At 70.6% G+C, this 15,457-nt stretch carries 15 protein-coding genes; 10 read left to right on the plus strand and 5 right to left on the minus strand.

The features are described 5' to 3' along the window. The 7 genes from HR086_RS34835 to HR086_RS34865 all read left to right on the plus strand — a co-directional run. Window positions 1-256: hypothetical protein (locus HR086_RS34835; RefSeq protein WP_217442064.1), on the plus strand; the 256-nt coding region annotated here is incomplete at its 5' end. Further along, window positions 257-598, plus strand: coding sequence for a hypothetical protein (locus HR086_RS34840; protein ID WP_141649479.1), 342 nt, complete (start codon window positions 257-259; stop codon window positions 596-598). Further along, a complete protein-coding gene (locus HR086_RS34845; protein ID WP_141649480.1) occupies window positions 595-1,023 on the plus strand; it encodes a GPW/gp25 family protein in 429 nt (142 codons plus the stop codon). Before HR086_RS34840 ends, HR086_RS34845 begins: the two co-directional genes overlap by 4 nt. After that, complete coding sequence (locus HR086_RS34850; RefSeq protein ID WP_174457927.1) at window positions 1,020-3,611, plus strand: putative baseplate assembly protein; 2,592 nt, start codon at window positions 1,020-1,022, stop codon at window positions 3,609-3,611. The genes HR086_RS34845 and HR086_RS34850 overlap by 4 nt, the downstream gene beginning before the upstream one ends. Further along, window positions 3,598-4,113: a phage tail protein gene (locus HR086_RS34855; protein ID WP_174457928.1), complete on the plus strand. Its 516-nt coding sequence runs from the start codon at window positions 3,598-3,600 to the stop codon at window positions 4,111-4,113. Before HR086_RS34850 ends, HR086_RS34855 begins: the two co-directional genes overlap by 14 nt. After that, entirely contained in the window at window positions 4,113-5,228 is a 1,116-nt protein-coding gene (locus HR086_RS34860; protein ID WP_174467797.1) for a hypothetical protein, read from the plus strand. The genes HR086_RS34855 and HR086_RS34860 overlap by 1 nt, the downstream gene beginning before the upstream one ends. 9 nt (window positions 5,229-5,237) lie before the next feature. Beyond that, window positions 5,238-5,714, plus strand: coding sequence for a hypothetical protein (locus tag HR086_RS34865; protein WP_141647004.1), 477 nt, complete (start codon window positions 5,238-5,240; stop codon window positions 5,712-5,714). A gap of 12 nt (window positions 5,715-5,726) precedes the next feature. Here the strand turns inward: HR086_RS34865 and HR086_RS34870 are convergent, their stop codons facing one another. Next, window positions 5,727-6,548, minus strand: a complete 822-nt coding sequence (locus HR086_RS34870; protein WP_174467798.1) for a hypothetical protein — start codon at window positions 6,546-6,548, stop codon at window positions 5,727-5,729. Window positions 6,549-6,795: 247 nt separating this feature from the next. Between HR086_RS34870 and HR086_RS34875 the strand changes: the two genes are divergently transcribed. Both HR086_RS34875 and HR086_RS34880 read left to right on the plus strand, forming a co-directional pair. Next, a complete protein-coding gene (locus HR086_RS34875) occupies window positions 6,796-8,076 on the plus strand; it encodes a hypothetical protein (RefSeq protein ID WP_174467799.1) in 1,281 nt (426 codons plus the stop codon). Further along, on the plus strand, window positions 8,073-9,398 hold the full coding sequence (locus HR086_RS34880) for a hypothetical protein (RefSeq protein WP_174467800.1): 1,326 nt from the start codon (window positions 8,073-8,075) through the stop codon (window positions 9,396-9,398). The genes HR086_RS34875 and HR086_RS34880 overlap by 4 nt, the downstream gene beginning before the upstream one ends. Before the next feature lie 36 nt (window positions 9,399-9,434). Here HR086_RS34880 and HR086_RS34885 read toward each other — a convergent pair whose 3' ends face one another. The 3 genes from HR086_RS34885 to HR086_RS34895 all read right to left on the minus strand — a co-directional run bounded on the left by HR086_RS34885 (window position 9,435) and on the right by HR086_RS34895 (window position 12,518). Continuing rightward, entirely contained in the window at window positions 9,435-9,971 is a 537-nt protein-coding gene (locus tag HR086_RS34885) for a dihydrofolate reductase family protein (RefSeq protein ID WP_174457934.1), read from the minus strand. Window positions 9,972-10,294: 323 nt separating this feature from the next. Beyond that, complete coding sequence (locus HR086_RS34890; protein WP_174457935.1) at window positions 10,295-12,109, minus strand: hypothetical protein; 1,815 nt, start codon at window positions 12,107-12,109, stop codon at window positions 10,295-10,297. A 25-nt stretch (window positions 12,110-12,134) separates the two neighbouring features. Further along, the gene (locus HR086_RS34895; protein WP_174457936.1) at window positions 12,135-12,518 is read right to left on the minus strand and encodes a hypothetical protein; all 384 of its coding nucleotides are present in this window, start codon (window positions 12,516-12,518) and stop codon (window positions 12,135-12,137) included. 185 nt (window positions 12,519-12,703) lie between these two features. Between HR086_RS34895 and HR086_RS34900 the strand changes: the two genes are divergently transcribed. Next, complete coding sequence (locus HR086_RS34900) at window positions 12,704-14,110, plus strand: FAD-binding oxidoreductase (RefSeq protein ID WP_174467801.1); 1,407 nt, start codon at window positions 12,704-12,706, stop codon at window positions 14,108-14,110. 24 nt (window positions 14,111-14,134) lie between these two features. On the opposite strand, the gene serA is transcribed toward HR086_RS34900, so the two are convergent. After that, window positions 14,135-15,388 carry a phosphoglycerate dehydrogenase gene (gene serA, locus HR086_RS34905; RefSeq protein WP_174461082.1) on the minus strand — a complete coding sequence of 418 codons (1,254 nt, stop codon included), beginning with the start codon at window positions 15,386-15,388 and terminating at the stop codon, window positions 14,135-14,137. Window positions 15,389-15,457 lie beyond the last annotated feature (69 nt).

Raw genomic sequence — 15,457 nt, forward strand, 5'->3', positions numbered from 1 at the left:
GTATGGAGGCGGGGGGCCTCCGGACGCGGGCGTCGAGGGCGGCTCGGTGCGGCGCTACACGCTGCTGACGACGGGTGGGCACCGGCTGAAGCTGGACGACGAGAGCCGCACGCTGCGCCTGGAGGATGGCACCGGCAGCTACCTGGAGCTGTCACCGAAGGGGGTGCGGTTGCACTCGAAGGTGGCGATGGAGCTCGAGGCGCCGGGCCAGGACGTGGTCATCCGTGGACGGTCCATTGACTTCCGGAGAGGCTGAATGCGGCTGCTGACCGTGGACGCGCTGGTGGTGTGTGCCCATGAGCTGGGGCGGGTGGGGCTCGTGAACTCGCAGCCCTGGGTGACGGTGGAGCGCCGGCCGCTGCTCGTGCGCGCGGACCCGGAGGGGCGTCCCATCGGCGGGTGTCCCAACATCGGCCCCACCATCAAGCCCTGTACCACCACGTTGAAGGTGCAGCAGGGGTACTCCACGCTGGTCACCATCGACGGCAAGCCCGTGTGCCTGGACACGCTGACGGGGCTGACGGACGGCACGCCGCCCGGCATCGTGAAGTACAAGGTCAACGCGCCCGGCCAGATGCTGGTGACGGAGGAGCGATGAGCGCCCCCCGCTTCCGCACCTGGCGCTTCGCGCACCCGGACTTCGAGATGGCGGAGAAGTCCGGCCTGCGCGTGGCGCCGACAGGCCGCGTGGAGATGGTGGAGGAGCACGCCGCCATCCGTCAGGCCGTGCTGCTCCTGCTCACCACGGTGCCCGGCGAGCGCGTCATGCGCCCGGACTACGGCTGTGAGTTGCACAAGCTGCTCTTCGCCAACAACGACGACACCACCGCGGGGCTCGCCATCCACTACGTGCGCCGCGCCCTGGACCGCTGGGAGCCGCGCATCCAGGTGCTTCACCTGGACGCCACCCGGAGCGCGGAGGACGGCTTCCGACTGGACGTGTCCGTCGAGTACCGCGTGCGCTCCACCGGCCGCACGGAGCGGCTGGCCTATCCCTATTCGCTCGCGGGAGGCCCGACATGACGTCGCTGCCGACACCCCGGCTCGACGACCGGAGCTTCTCCCAACTCGTGGAGCAGGCGCGCTCACGCATCCTCGCCCTGTGTCCGGAGTGGACGGACCTCACGCCGCACGACCCGGGCATGGTGCTGGTGGAGGTGTTCTCTCACCTCACCGAGACGATGCTGTACCGACTCAACCGTCTGCCGGAGAAGGCCTACGTGGAGTTCCTCCGGCTGCTCGGCGTGCGCCTCCAGCCGCCCGCCGCCGCGTCGGTGCGCCTGCGCTTCTCGCTGGCCCGCGCCTCCGAGCGACCGACGGAGATTCCTCGCAACACGCCCGTCACCCTGTCGCGCGCCGGCGCGGGCGTGGAGCCCGTCGTGTTCCACACGGCGGACGCGGTGACGATTGCGCCAGGGGACACGCAGGTGGAGGTGCTCGCGTATCACTGCGACCCGGTGGACGGGGAGCTGGTGGGCGTGGGCACGGGCCTGCCGGGCCTCACCGTGCAGGCGAAGCGTCCCCCCATCGTCGCGCCCACCGGGGACTCGCTGGACCTCGTCGTGGGAGTGGAGGCGGGGCCCGGGGAATTGGATGCGCGCGCGCCGGCCCGCCGCCATGACGGCCGCACCTACCGCATCTGGCGCGAGGTGGAGAACTTCGCGGCGCTGGACTCGAACGAGCCCGCGTACGTGGCGGACCGGATGACGGGCACCATCACCTTCGCGTCCTCGGTGCGCCTGGCCAACGAGACGGGGGCGCTGGACGAGCCGCGCACGCTGGCGGCGGTGCCGGGAGTAGGGCGGGAGATTCGCCTCTGGTACCGGCGCGGTGGAGGCGCCGCGGGCAACGTGGCGGCGGGCACGCTGGAGGTGCTCAAGGCGCCCATCCCAGGCTTGAAGGTCACCAACCCCCGGCCCGCGACGGGAGGCCGCGTGGCGGAGACGCTGGAGAACGCGCTCTTGCGTGGGCCCCAGGAGCTGCACTCGCTGCGGCGCGCCGTCACCGCGGGAGACTTCGAACTCTTGGCGCTGCGCAGCTCCGGCGCGGTGGCGCGCGCCAAGGCCGTCACCCTGGCGCAGTTGTGGTCCCACGCCCCCGCGGGCACGGTGGAGGTGTTGCTGGTGCCGCACCTGCCGCCGGAGGTGCGAGGCGCGTCGGGTGAGGGAATCACGGAGGCGGCGCTGCGCGAGCACGAGACGGAGGAGGCCCGCGCGCGCATCCACGCGGAGCTGGACCTGCGCCGTCCGCTGGGCACCACCTGCCATGTGGAGTGGGCGCGCTACAAGACGGTGCGGGTGCAGGCGCGCGTGGTGGCGCACCGCGAGGAGGACACGGCTGCGCTGCGCGCGCGGCTCACCGAGCGGCTCCATCAGGTGCTCACGCCACTGCCCTCGGGACTCCAGCCGGAGGGGTGGCGCTTCGGCCAGGCGCTGCGCGCTTCGCATGTCTACGACGCGCTCCTGGCGGAGCCGGGCGTCAGCTACCTCGACAAGGTGCGGCTGCTGGTGGACGAGGTGCCCCGCGAGGTGCGCACCCTGGCCGCCGACAGCTTCCAGCCGGGCACCTTCTACGCGGGCGGCGGCGAGACGCTGTTCCGCACGGTCAACGACGCGGACGGCTGGGAGCGGGCGGGCCTGTTCCCCGGCGAGGACGTGGACGCGGTGGAGGCGCATCCCCAGCGCGCGGGCCTCGTCGCCGTGTGCGCGCGGCTGGCCGCGGACTCGAAGCGCTCCCGCATCCACCTGTCCTACGACTGCGGCGAGACGTGGGACGACACCACGCACACGCTGGACGCGGTGGAGGACCTGACGTGGGCGGAGCGCGACGGTGTGCCGGTGCTGCTCCTGGCCACGCGCGTGGGCCTGTTCGAGCTGGTGTCGCGTCCGGGCGCCACGCCCATCCAGGTGCTGGTGGACCCCGCCAATCAGGACCTGGGCTTCTACGCGGTGGCCGCGACGACGGACGTGCGCGGCGCGGTGAATGTCGCGGTGGCGGCCATGGGCACTCGGGGCGTCTTCCTGTCGAGCGGCGGTGGACGCGGAGGCACCTTCCGTCCCATCGGCCCCAAGGGCCAGGACGTGCGTGTGCTGGAGGTCCAGAAGGACGGGCCTCGCTCCTTCCTCTGGGCGGGCCTCGCCGCGGCCAGTGGCGCGGACCCGGGCAGGGGCGCGCTGTGCTGGGAGTTGATGGGCAGCGCGGACCCTCCGGACGGCTGGCGTCCGTTCGACAGGAACTGGGATGGCGGCAGTTGTCTGGCGCTCGCGTTCAGCGGCTCCACCGTGTACGCGGGCAGCCACCGCGTGGGTGTGTTGTGGGTGGACTCGAGTCGCCCCGGTGCCTCCTGGCGGCGTCCCGACGTGGGCTGTGGCCTGCCGCTGCGCGAGGCGGAGCGCCTGTTCCAGCCCGTGTCCGCGTTGGCGTCCTCGCCCACGGGCGCCCCGGTGCTCGCGGGAGGACCGGACGGCGTCTTCCGTCGCCCCCGAGGCAGCGAGCGCTATGAGCCCGTCTCCACGCGCGAGTTCACCGAGAAGGTGACGCTGCCGCCCACGTGGCTCCTCAGCTCCGGCGCGCACACGCTGGAAGTGGTGACGGACGATGCGGAGCCCTGACATCCAGCGGCTGTTGCCGGGCGTCTTCCAGCGCACCGTGCTGCCGGGCTCTCCGCTCACCGCGCTGCTGGCGGTGATGGACGCGCTGCACGCGCCCAGCGAGGACGTGCTCGCCGGGCTGGAGTCCCACTTCGACCCGCGCCGGGCGCCGGACCGCTTCGTGCCCTTCCTGGCGCGTTGGGTGGGCATGGACCTGCCCGTGTCCACGGGCCTGGGGCGGCTGCGAGAGCTGGTGGCGCAGGCGGTGGAGATATCGCGCTGGCGCGGCACCGCGCGCGGCCTGCGGTTGTTCCTCACCACGGCCACCGGCCGCACCGACTTCCAGGTGGACGACGCGGTGCCCGGCGAGGACGGCAGGCCGCGGCCCTTTCACGTCCTGGTGCTCGCGCCCTCGGCGGTGTCCTCCCACCGGCTGCTGCTGGAGCGAATCATCGAGCGGGAAAAGCCCGCATACGTCACCTATGAGCTGCGTTTCGCGCAGCCGCCTCAAGGAGCCAGTTGATGCCCCGCGCCTTTGACATCACCGCCGTGACGGACACCGTCCGTCTGAATGCGACGGGACAAGGGGAGGTGGCCTACACGGTGTCCAACGCGCTGCGTGCCCCCGTCCGAGCCCGGGCCTCCATCGTCCCGGGCCCCGGCGCGAAGGCGGAGTGGGCCACCATCTCCGGAGGCGACGAGCGGGACTTCGCGCCGGACGGCACGCAGCAGCTCAGCGTGCAGCTTCGCGTCCCACCGGGAACACCGCCGGGACGCTTCACCTTCCACCTGCTCGTGGTGGACGTGACGAACCCGGACGAGCGCTACGCGGAAGGGCCCGCCACGGCCTTTGAAGTCGTGGCCGCGCCGCCGCCCAAGAAGCCCTTCCCCTGGATGTGGGTCGCGCTGGCGGCGGGCGTCATCCTCATCCTCGGGACGGTGATTGGCATCATCTCGTCGAGTGGGGGCGCCGAACTGGGCCAGCCCTGCCCGGGGGGGGACTGTGACAAGGGGCTCACGTGTACGGACCCGGATGGCGGCTCGTGCCTGGTGTCCGCGGGCGAGGCGTGTGACGGCGGCGCGATGTGCTCCACCGGCTTCTGCAACAGGAGGGGCGAGTGCCAGCTGGCACTGGGGCAGACGTGCGCGAGTCAGCGCGACTGCCCGGGGCCGCTGAAGTGCACGGAGGTGCCCGGCTCGCGGCTGTGCCTGCTGGAGTCCCTGCAGGACTGCGAGCGCGACAGTGACTGCTCCAGCTTCTACTGCCGCGCCGACGGGAAATGCAGCCGGGACGACGGGCGCTGCGAGAGCAACGCGGACTGTCGCCAGCCGGCGCAGTGTGGCCCCACGAAGCTCTGCCAGCTCTCGGATGGACAGCCCTGCCGGTCCAACGAGGTCTGCCTCTCCGGCTTCTGCGCGGGGACGTGTCAGGTCGCCCCGCTGGGCTTCCAATGCCCGGGCCCGTGCCCCGACTTCACTGTCTGCAGCAATGGCCAGTGCGTCAACGTCCGGGCGACGGTGCTCAACCAGGAGATGCTCCAGGTCTCCCCCCGCAAGTCGGAAATCATGGAGCAGATGCAGGAGCAGCAGCGTCTGCAACTGGAGATGCGTCGGCGGGAAGAGGGCATCATCCGGTAGCGCCGCGCCATGCCCGAGCTGAAGCCCCTCCATGTCGTGCTCATCCTGGCCATCGTCGCCATCGTCGCGCTCTATGTCCTGGGCGTGGGCCTGGGGGCGAAGGATGAGTCCTCCCGTCGCGAGAGTCCCACGCAGTCCGCCCAGGAACTCCGGGAGCGGTTCATCAAGCCCGAGCCGGTGGATGCCACGGAGTTGGCCGCGACGTGTGCCTTCCAGGAGGGGGTGCTCGTCCTTCCGAGCGGGGGCTCCTGCCGGGTGGACGTGAAGGCGTCCGACACGCGGATGCGCTCGCTGGAGGTGGTGCCCCGCCCCCTCTCCGTGGTCCGGGTGTCGCTGGCGTCGAGGGGCAAGCCGTCGGTGCCGGCGAAGTTCGACCCGCTGAAGGAGGCGAAGAAGCTGGACGTGGCGAAGGAGGGCGCGGACCTGGAGGTGACGTGTCTGTCGGCCCCTCCGCAGCGTCCCATCTGCGAGCTGGGACTGAGGTGAGCAGGAGCAGCCTCAGGCTGGCGCGGCGCGCTTGAGGCGCAGCACCTTGAGGATGGACACCAGCGCGCCCACCAGCAGCAGCACGGCCCAGATGAGGCCGAGGATGGCGACGATGATGGCGCTCACCGCGTCGGTGATGCTGACGAGGATGCCGGGCACCAGTCCGTGGAGGAGGGACACCACGGCGTTGGCCAGGAGCGACGTGAGGTAGAGCAGCACCAGGCCCTTGTTCTGGAGGAAGCGCTGGTGCGCGAGCACCAGGCACACGCCCGCGGCGAGCTTGAGGAACATCAAGAAGCCCAGCGTGCCGGCCGCGCCTCCCCGGTTGAAGAAGCCCCACACGGCCAGATAGGCCAGCGTGCCGAAGGGCACCGACGCGACGAGCGTTATCATCGTCATCGTCATCGCGATGGCGGCCATGAGCAGGCCGAAGCCGGTGAGCAGCGCGACGATGGAGCCGATGAGCGTCGCCAGTCCCTGCACTCGCCCGTGGACGCGCTCGGGGATGATGAGGCTTGCGCCCATCAACCCGAGCGTGAGCAACAGCAGCGCATCCACCAGGGCGAGGTAGGGAATGCCCAGGCCCGGCGTGGGCGGGTTCTCCTTCTGCGTGCGCACCACGTCGGAAGGGTCCACGTCCTCGCCCTCGCAAATCGCGGTGTGCAGGGGACGGCAGTCCTCGGGGAAGCCCGGAGGCAGGGGCGCGCAGGGCTTCGTGCCACTCAGCACCGAGCAGTCCGGCGACTTCTGGGGCAGCAGGATGGGCGAGCCCACCTCCACGAGCACACAGAGCGCCAGCAGCACCAGCGCGGCGATGAGGAAGGGTCTTCGCATGCGGTCCATGCCGCGCCCCCCGGCAAGGCGCGCCCCCAGCGGCGCGTGAGCGCGAGCCTAGGCACGGTGGAAGGGGATTCCCTCGTGCCGTCGTCGGGACTGTCCTGGGGCTCACGGGCTCTGCTCCCAGAGGGAGGGCCCGACCGGATATGCTGCGAGGGCAATGTCCGAACGCAACCGAACCGGTGCCGTGGTGCCCGAGTCGCGACCGTCGGAGGGGGACCTGCGCCGCCGCCTGGAAGGGCGCGTGGAACTGATTGAGTCCGCCCTCCGCCGCTATCGCATGCTCGACAGGACCCTGGATTCGCGCGGCTGGCGGCGGACGTTGCAGGACGAGCCCTCGTTGATTCAGGACGTCCTGGAGGTGGAGCCCACGTTGCTGGAAGCGCTGGAGCGCACCGAGCGGCGCGGTGAGCAGGAGGGCTGGCCGGAGGGCTCGTCCATTCCGAAGACCGCGAGTCGGGTGCGGGAGGTCCGCGAGCGAATGGCGCTGCGCGTGCGCGACGCGCTGCTGACCCGGGGCCTCGTGACGGAGTCCCTGTCGCTGGAGGAGAAGTTGCGCGAGCTGAAGGAGGTCTGCGCCCAGGAGGTCTCCCTCCAACGGACGCCGACGGAGCCCTTCGCGCTGCGCATCGCCTCGGTGGGTCGGGCGCCGCAGTACGTGGTGGCCTTCGTCTTCGTCCTGGCCGCGCTGGGCCTCGGGGTGGGGATTCTCTGGCTGCTGCTCCTCGGTTCGACGGGAGTGGCGCTGGTCGGTGGCACGCTGGCGTTGGTCGCGTTGTTGATGGGGACGGTGACGCTGCTGCGAATGAAGGCCCCGGGCGTCGTCTGGCTCACGCCGGAGCGCGTGGTGTGGATGGCGCCGGGAGACGAGCCCCCGGTGGCCGTGCGGCTGGACTCGCTGGAGGAGGGCGGACTCCAACTGGAGGACGGCGGGGGAGCGCTCAGCCTTCGCGGAGACCACTTCATCCGGCTGACGCGGTTCGATGGCGCGAGCGCCGACCGGCTGCGCGTCCTGATGGAGTTGTTTCGCGATGCCCGCGTCCGGGCGCAAGCGGCCCGGGTGGACCGGCGGGTGGAGTTGTTGACGTTTTCGGCGTTGCTGCGTCGCAAGGGGACGTGGAGCTCCGGGCAGGCCGTGTTGCTGGGTCGTGGCGTCTTCTTCCTCCCCGACCCCGACGCGGGCGCGGCGCTGTTGCATGCCGCGACTGGCCGGAGGTTGCTGTCGAGCGTCGAGCTGGAGTGCGTGCTCGATGGCCTGTGCTGGCAGCCCGAGTCGGAGCTGGACGCGTACCTCGTGCGGGCCACGGTGGCGACGGGGGGCGCGGCCTGGTCGTCTCAGGATGCGCGGGTGGCTCGGGACATTCCCCTGGAGCAGGAGGTCCACATCACCCGGGGCGAGGAGGTGCTCGTCGGCAACGTGGGGCTGACGAAGCGGGAGCTCGCCTACCGATTGGTGCACGCCTGGAGTGAGGGCCTCCAGGATTCGAGCGAGGACGTTCAGCCCAAGCTGAGCAGCGGGTCATGACCGAGCGCGTCCACGCCGCGAAGGAGTCGTCGGAAGGGCCCACCGCCGAAGACGTGCGCGTCCAGTTGGAAGGTCGCGCGGAGGTGCTTGAGGCGGCGCTCCGGCGAGCGGACACCCTGGAGTCGGTGCTGCGCGGCCGGGGATGGAAGCGTCGGTGGCGCGCGCATCCCACGCTCGTCTCGGAGTGGCTGGCTCAGGAGGCCACCGTCGAGGAGGCTCTGGAGCGGACGAGCCGGCGCGCGCGGGTGGAGGGCTGGTCCGACACGCTGCCGGTGATGGAGGGGCTGCGCGAGCTGGAGGCGCGCCGGGAGCGGCTCAAGACACTGGTGCGCGCGCGACTGTCGCGGTTGGTGCACGTGTCCGGTCCTCCCGTGCTGAAGGTGGAGCTGGCGCGGCTGGACGGGTTGGTGGGCAAGCGGGCGACGATGACGCTCGAGCCCGGTGAGGTGCTGCTGTTCCAGGCGGACCGGTTGTCGCCGGTCTCCTCGGGACAGACGCTTCCGCTGCTGGTCTCCATGGCCCTGCTGTATTGGGGCTTGTATGTCCTCCTCCTGGCGTTGCTGCGAGGAAACGGGAGTCGGGCGGGGGTGGCGCTGGTGGCGTTCATCGTCGCCCCGCTGTTCGTGGCGTGGGCCCGGGCGGGTCGCGTCTGGATGACGAGCAGGCGGCTGTTGTGGATGCCGACGTTCGGAGAGACCGTCTCCGTCCCCCTGGCCACCATCGCGCCTGGAGGTGTCCACCTGGGGCCCACGCACGACTTGAAGGTGGAGGGTGAGCCCCGGCTCCAGGTGGCTCATCTCGCGGACGCCAAGGCGCTCGCGACCCTTCTCGAGCTGCACAGCCAGCCTCCGCTGCTGGGGCGGGTGCGCTCCGGGGTACGGCTCGCGGACGTGGTTGTCTTTCCCGCATCGCTGCGGGAGGCGGCGGCGGCGGCCCGCTCGGGGTGGGCCGTGCTGCGGCCTGGCGGCGTGTCCTTCATTCCGGAGGGGGCCGGTCGTCAGGTGCTCTCGACGGTGACGGGGCGGGAGTCGACGCTCGCGGCGGACGTGGGCCGAGTGTTGGAGCAGCTCCGCTGGCTGTCCGGCACGGAGTTCGACGACTGGCTGACGCGGCTGGTGACTGCCACTGGAGGCGTGAGCTGGTCGGCCTGGGACTCCTTGAAGCGGGAGGAGGCTCCGCTGTGGAAGCCGTTTCGAGTCAGTCGCGGCAGGCAGGTCCTGATGGGGCAGATGGAGTGGTCCGCGCAGTCCTCGGCCGAGTTGATTCTCCGCTCCTGGCCGGACGCCGTCACGCCGGGAAAGGCGAAGAGCGCCCGGACGTGAGCGCACTCACGTCCGGGCACCCTGGAGCGCGAAGGCTCAGTGCTTGATGGCGTACTGGAGCAGCACGACGCCGGTCCGGTAGACCTTGGTCGACAGCAGCTCCAGGGGGATGTGTGAACCCAGCCGCGAGACGAGGTGGATTCCCGCGCCGAGCAGCACCGGGTTCAGTTTGATGAGGACCTCGTCCACGAGGCCCGCGGTGAGCAACTGCGTGGCCAGGGCTCCGCCTCCCGCCAGGTAGATGTCCTTGCCCTCCTGGGCCTTCAGCGCGCGCACCGCGCCGACGACGTCGTCGGAGATGAGGTGGACGCGGGGATTCGGACTCTCTTTCATCGTGCGCGAGACGACGTACGTCTCCAGGTACGGGTAGGGGTCCGTGACGTTGAACTTCAGGCCGATGTCATACGTCCGGCGGCCCATCACCACCGCGCCATAGGTGCGCAGCGTGGCGAGGTACTCGGTGACGTGGTCGCCTTCGTTCGCGAAGCAGTCGAAGGAGTCGTCCTCGCGGGCGATGAAGCCGTCGAGGGTGGTGGCGACGTGGTACGCGAGCTTGCGCTTCTGGGGTTGCATAGGAGGACCTCGGATTCGAGAAGTCCCACCGCGCACGGGTGGCGCTCCGCGCCGGAAGGGTGCGGTGGGGACGTGAATGCGGTGCTGTGGGAATCGCTCACGGGGAGCGCCTCACCCGCCACCTCGGACGCATGGCGTCGAGGGCGAGGAGGAGCGCTTCGAGGAGCGAAAGCTGTCAGTGAGAAGAGGTCATGGACAGCGCGGTTTCCCGCGCCGGAAATGAGGATGGCCTCAACCCACTGACGATGCAAGTCACGAGGTGACGCAGTCCCGCCCCGACTCCAGGCAAGGGTTCGCCTGTCGTCAGATGGCGGGAATGCGGCTCACGGCTCCAGGATGAGGTCCATGTCGCTGTCGTCCTCCGTGGCCTCCGTCACGTCCGGGTCGTTGTCGTCCAGGTCGTAGCCGTAGATGGACATGCCCGGAGGTATCGTCGCGCCGATGCACGGAATCTGCCGGGGCTCGGCGCCCACGCCGTCGCCATCCATGTCCGGATAGAGCACGACCCAGCGCGTGCGCTCCGGGTCCGCGTCGTCGCAGTCGTTGCCCGTGGCCTTCGTGAAGTACGGCGCTGGCAACGCGCTGCCCACACAGACACCGCCCTGCTCGGGCATCGTGGCGCCGTCCAGGTCCCGGTCCACGTGGGTGTAGTTGCGCTGAACCCAGCGCGTCGCATCGTCGTCCGCGCAGTCGGTTCCCACCGCCGACCGGGAAGGAGGCGTCTGCCCGTCGGTGCACAGCGTCTCCGACGTGCCCGCGCCCACGCCATCTCCATCCAGGTCCGGCCAGGACAGGAGCGACGTGTGTCGCGTGGGGCTCGTGTCGTCGCAGTCCCGGCGTTGCTCGGTCCACGCATAGCCAGGAGGCAGTGCGGTGCCACCACAGACGTTGCCCGCTTCGGGCACCGTGTAGCCATCCCCATCCGCGTCGCGATGCCGGTACTCCCGGAGCTGCCACCCGCTGGCGTTCGAGGGCGCGCAGTCGGAGCCGAGCGTCGAGTAGCCCTGTGGCACCGTGCCACCCGCGCACAGCGTCACCGCCGTGCCCGCGCCCACCAGGTCCCCGTCTTCGTCGGGATGGACGCTCCAGCTCACCCGGATGGAAGCATCCTGGTCGTTACAGTCGAGCCCGCGGGGAAGGTGGGCATAGCCCTGGGGCAGAAACTCGCCGCTGCACCGCACGCCATTTTCGGGGACCGTGTCGCCATCCCCATCCGCGTCGCGGTACGTGTAGCCCCGCCACTGCCAGAGCGTGGCGTCCCCGGGGGCGCAGTCATCGCCCTGGAGCGCATGTCCCGGAGGCGCCACCGCGCCCGCGCACCGGGCCTGGGGCTCACCCGTGCCGAAGCCATCGCCATCCGCGTCCACGTAGACGTCGCGCGTCCGCCACACCGTCGAGTCCGAGTCGTCGCAATCCGCGCCGAGGGACTGGAGGGTGTAGCTGGCAGGCAGTTGCTGAAGGGGCGCGAGGCAGAGCGCGCCCGGCGCATCCACGGTGAGGCCATCCCCGTCGACATCCCGGTACAGATAGGCGAGAGACACCGCGCGAGTGGCATCGAGCGGCGCGCAGTCTCCTTCCACGATGGAGAACCCCAGCGGTGGCGACTTGCCGGCGCAGACGTCCACGCGAGGGCCCTCGCCATACCCGTCCGCATCCAGGTCCGGCCAGGCGCCGCGAGCCACCGCGAAGCGCGCATCCTCGTCATCGCAGTCCGAGGGGCCCGCCTGCTCGCGATACCCCCAGAGGGTCTCCCCCAGACAGACCTCCACCGGACCCGGGCCCGTGGCGCCGTCGCTGTCCCGGTCCGGATACAGGCCGGAGACCGTGCGCCACCGGGAGCTGTCCTTCGGGGCGCAGTCTCCCGGCACCGAGGTCCAGCCCAGGGGCAGGGCGTTGTCGGGGGCGCACACCTTCTTCAAGGCCCCGTCACCCCGACCGTCACGGTCCACGTCCTCGTAGGCGGAGACCTCGTGCCAGTTCGCCCTGTTGAACGGCTCGCAGTCCGCGTCGTTCGCCACGCCGTCGCCGTCCGAGTCCTTGCCGCCAGTCCCGAGGCCATCGCCACCATCGGCGCAGCCAGACTGGAGCCCCAGCAGGGCCAGCGCGAGCGCCAGCCAGATGCTTCGCGTCGTCGCCATGAGCGGGAGTCCCGTCTTCCGTCCGTCAGGGAGCCGGCGCCGCCGTCCGGCGGGTCAGTTTGCAGGTGACAATCGCCCCCTGGTACCGGAGCGACAGCTCGAGGAGGTAGGCCCCTGGCTTGTTCATGAGCAGCAAGGCCAGCCGGTCGCAGCGAGCGATATGCGGGCTGGCGCCGTAGTAGTTGGTGGACGGGTAGGGGAACTCGAACTCCAGGGTCCGGGGCGTGTTCTCTCCCTGGAGGACGCCGGTGACCTGGATGGTGTCCGCCTGGACGAGGGAGTAGCTGTCCACCGTCACGAAGACGTAGGGCACGTTGGGCTGGGGTGTCTCGGCCGCCAGCGCGGAGGGCGTCAGCGTCACGGAGGCGAGCAGCAGGGCGGCGGCGCGGAGGACTCGGCTCGGATGCATCTTCGGAATCCTGGAGGGTGGGGTGGGATACAGGGACGGCCCGACAGAACCCGACGGGTGTCGCCTGGGTATACGCAACGAGCCCATTTTCCTGTTCGTTTCCCGGTGAATTCCGGGCGGCCTCCCAGGCGCCGGGGCCCTCGCCGCACCTTGTCACCGGGTGGGACCTGCAATACGCCTGGGGCATGTCCAGCGCCGCGCTCCCCGCCGACTTCCTCCGCGCTCTCTCCGAGGGCTTCCCCGTCGATTTCCTCACCCAGGAGCCGGAGGAATTGAAGGAGTACGGCCGCGACTGGACGCGCGTGTATGCCCCGGCCCCGAGCGCGGTGGCGCTGCCCCGCACCACGGATGAGGTGTCCCGGCTGCTCGCGCTGTGCCACCAGCACGGCGTGGCGGTGGTGCCCTCCGGAGGCCGCACGGGCCTGGCCGGTGGCGCGGTGGCGGCGAAGGGCGAGGTGGTGCTGTCGCTGCAGCGCATGGCGCGCCTGGGGCCGGTGGACCTGCTCGGCAACACGGTGCGCGTGCAGGCGGGCGCGGTGACGGAGGCGGTGCACCGCCACTGCGCCGAGCATGGCCTGACGTGGCCGGTGGACTTCGCCTCCAAGGGCTCCAGCACCGTGGGCGGCAACATCGCCACCAACGCGGGCGGGGTGAAGGTCATCCGCTACGGCCTCACCCGCAACTGGGTGCTGGGGCTCCAGGTGGTGACGGCGGACGGCCGCGTGCTGGAGCTCAACGGCGCGCTGGAGAAGAACAACACCGGCCTGGATTTGCGCCAGCTCTTCATCGGCAGCGAGGGCACGCTGGGCGTCATCACCGAGGCCACCCTCAAGCTGACGCAGCTTCCCGGCAAGCAGGACGTCTTCCTCTTCGCCGTGCCGGATGTGGCCGCCGTGCTGAGGCTGTTCCGGGACGCCCGTCAGCAGACGGCCTTCCTCATCTCCGCCTACGAGTTCTTCACGGATCGCTGCCTTTCGCGCGTGCAGCGCCACCGCAAGCTGCGCTCCCCCTTCGAGGCGACCAGCGGCTGCTACGTGCTGCTGGAGGTGGAGTCACGCGACGCGGCGGCGGTGGAGGCGTGGCTGGGCTCGCTCTTCGAGCGGGGGCTGGTGACGGACGGCACGCAGGCGCAGGGCGCGGCGCAGGCGGCGGAGCTGTGGGCGCTGCGCGAGGGCATCAGCGAGAGCCTGTCCGCCACGGGCCTGCCCCACAAGAACGACATCTCCCTGCCCGTCGCGGGCCTGGAGGCGTTCTGCGCGGAGCTGGAGGCCGTCTTCCAGTCGCGCTACCCGGGGTGGGAAATCTGCCTCTTCGGCCACATTGGCGACGGCAACCTGCACGTCAACGTGATGAAGCCGGACGCGCTGGACAAGGCGGAGTTCCTGGCCCACACGAAGCAGGCGGACCCCACCATGTTCGAGCTGGTGCGCAAGCACGCGGGCAGCATCTCCGCGGAGCACGGCATCGGCCTGTTGAAGAAGGACTACCTGGGCTACTCGCGCTCCGAGGAGGAGCTGGCCCTCTTGCGCGCGCTCAAGCGGACCCTGGACCCCCGGGGCGTGCTCAACCCCGGGAAGATTCTGGACGCCTGAGCGCGCAATGGGCGCGCGCTGACGTCAGGAGACGATGCGCGTCTTGATGTCCGTCGTCAGGCCGGCGATGGCGTCACAGACGGGGCGCGACACGTCCTGGTCCAGGTCCATGACCAGGTAGCCGATGTTCGCGTCCGTGCTGAGGACCTGCGCGTGGATGTTGGCGTTCAAGTCGGAGACGATGCGGTTGATGTCGCGCAGCACGCCGGGGATGTTGCGGTGCACGTTGAGGATGCGGTGGGTGCCGGGGATGAGCGGCGCCTCCACCATGGGGAAGTTCACCGAGCCCGTCGTCGCGCCCGTCCGGAAGAACTTGGAGAGGCTGACGGCCACCTCCCTGCCGATGGACGCCTGCGCCTCCTCGGTGGAGCCGCCGATGTGCGGCGTGAGGATGACGTTGGGCAGGTTCTGCAACTCGGTGACGAAGCCATCCGAGTTGCCCTCGGGCTCCTCCGGGTAGACGTCCACCGCGGCGCCGCCCAGGTGCTTGGAGCGCAGGGCCGCCGCCAGCGCGCTGATGTCCACCACCGTGCCCCGGCTGGCGTTGATGAGGCAGGCGCCCTTCTTCATCTTCGCCAGCTGCTCGGAGCCCATCATCATGTGCGTGGACGTCAGCGCCGGGACGTGGAGCGTGACGAAGTCCGACTCGGCCAAGAGCTCGTCCAGCGAGCCCACCGCGCGCGAGTTGCCCAGGGGCAGCTTCGTCATGACGTCGAAGTAGAGCACCCGCAGGCCCAGGGACTCCGCCAGCACGCCGAGCTGCGAGCCGATGTGGCCATAGCCGATGATGCCCAGCGTCTTGCCTCGCACCTCGTGGCTGCCGGTGGCGACCTTGCGCCACTGGCCGGTGTGCACCTCGCGGCTGCGGTCGAACAGTTGCCGCGTCAGGGCGATGATTTCGGCGATGACCATCTCCGCCACGCTGCGCGTGTTGCTGAAGGGCGCGTTGAAGACGGGGATGCCGTGCGTGTTGGCGGACGTCAGGTCCACCTGGTTGGTGCCGATGCAGAAGGCTCCAATCGCGAGCAGCTCGTCCGCGTGCACCAGCGACTCCGCGGGCACCGTCGTCTTGCTGCGGATGCCCAGCAGGTGCACGCCCTTGAGGCGCTCGGCCAGCTCCGCCGGCTTGAGCGCCGAGGACGTGCGCTCCACCTGGAAGCCCTCGGCGGCCAGCAGCGCCTCGGCGGACGGGTGGATGTTCTCCAGCAGCAGGGCGCGGAACGGACCCTCGTTGAGAATCGGGCGCGTCGGGGACGGCGGGAACCGGGCAGTGCTCATGTCGCCGTGCGTTAGACCCCGGCCCCAAGGCTGTCAAGCGCGGGGTGAGGGGGCTGGAGGGCCCGGTGT

The sequence above is a fragment of the Myxococcus sp. CA039A genome (assembly GCF_013336645.1).
Taxonomy (GTDB): Bacteria; Myxococcota; Myxococcia; order Myxococcales; family Myxococcaceae; genus Myxococcus; species Myxococcus llanfairpwllgwyngyllgogerychwyrndrobwllllantysiliogogogochensis.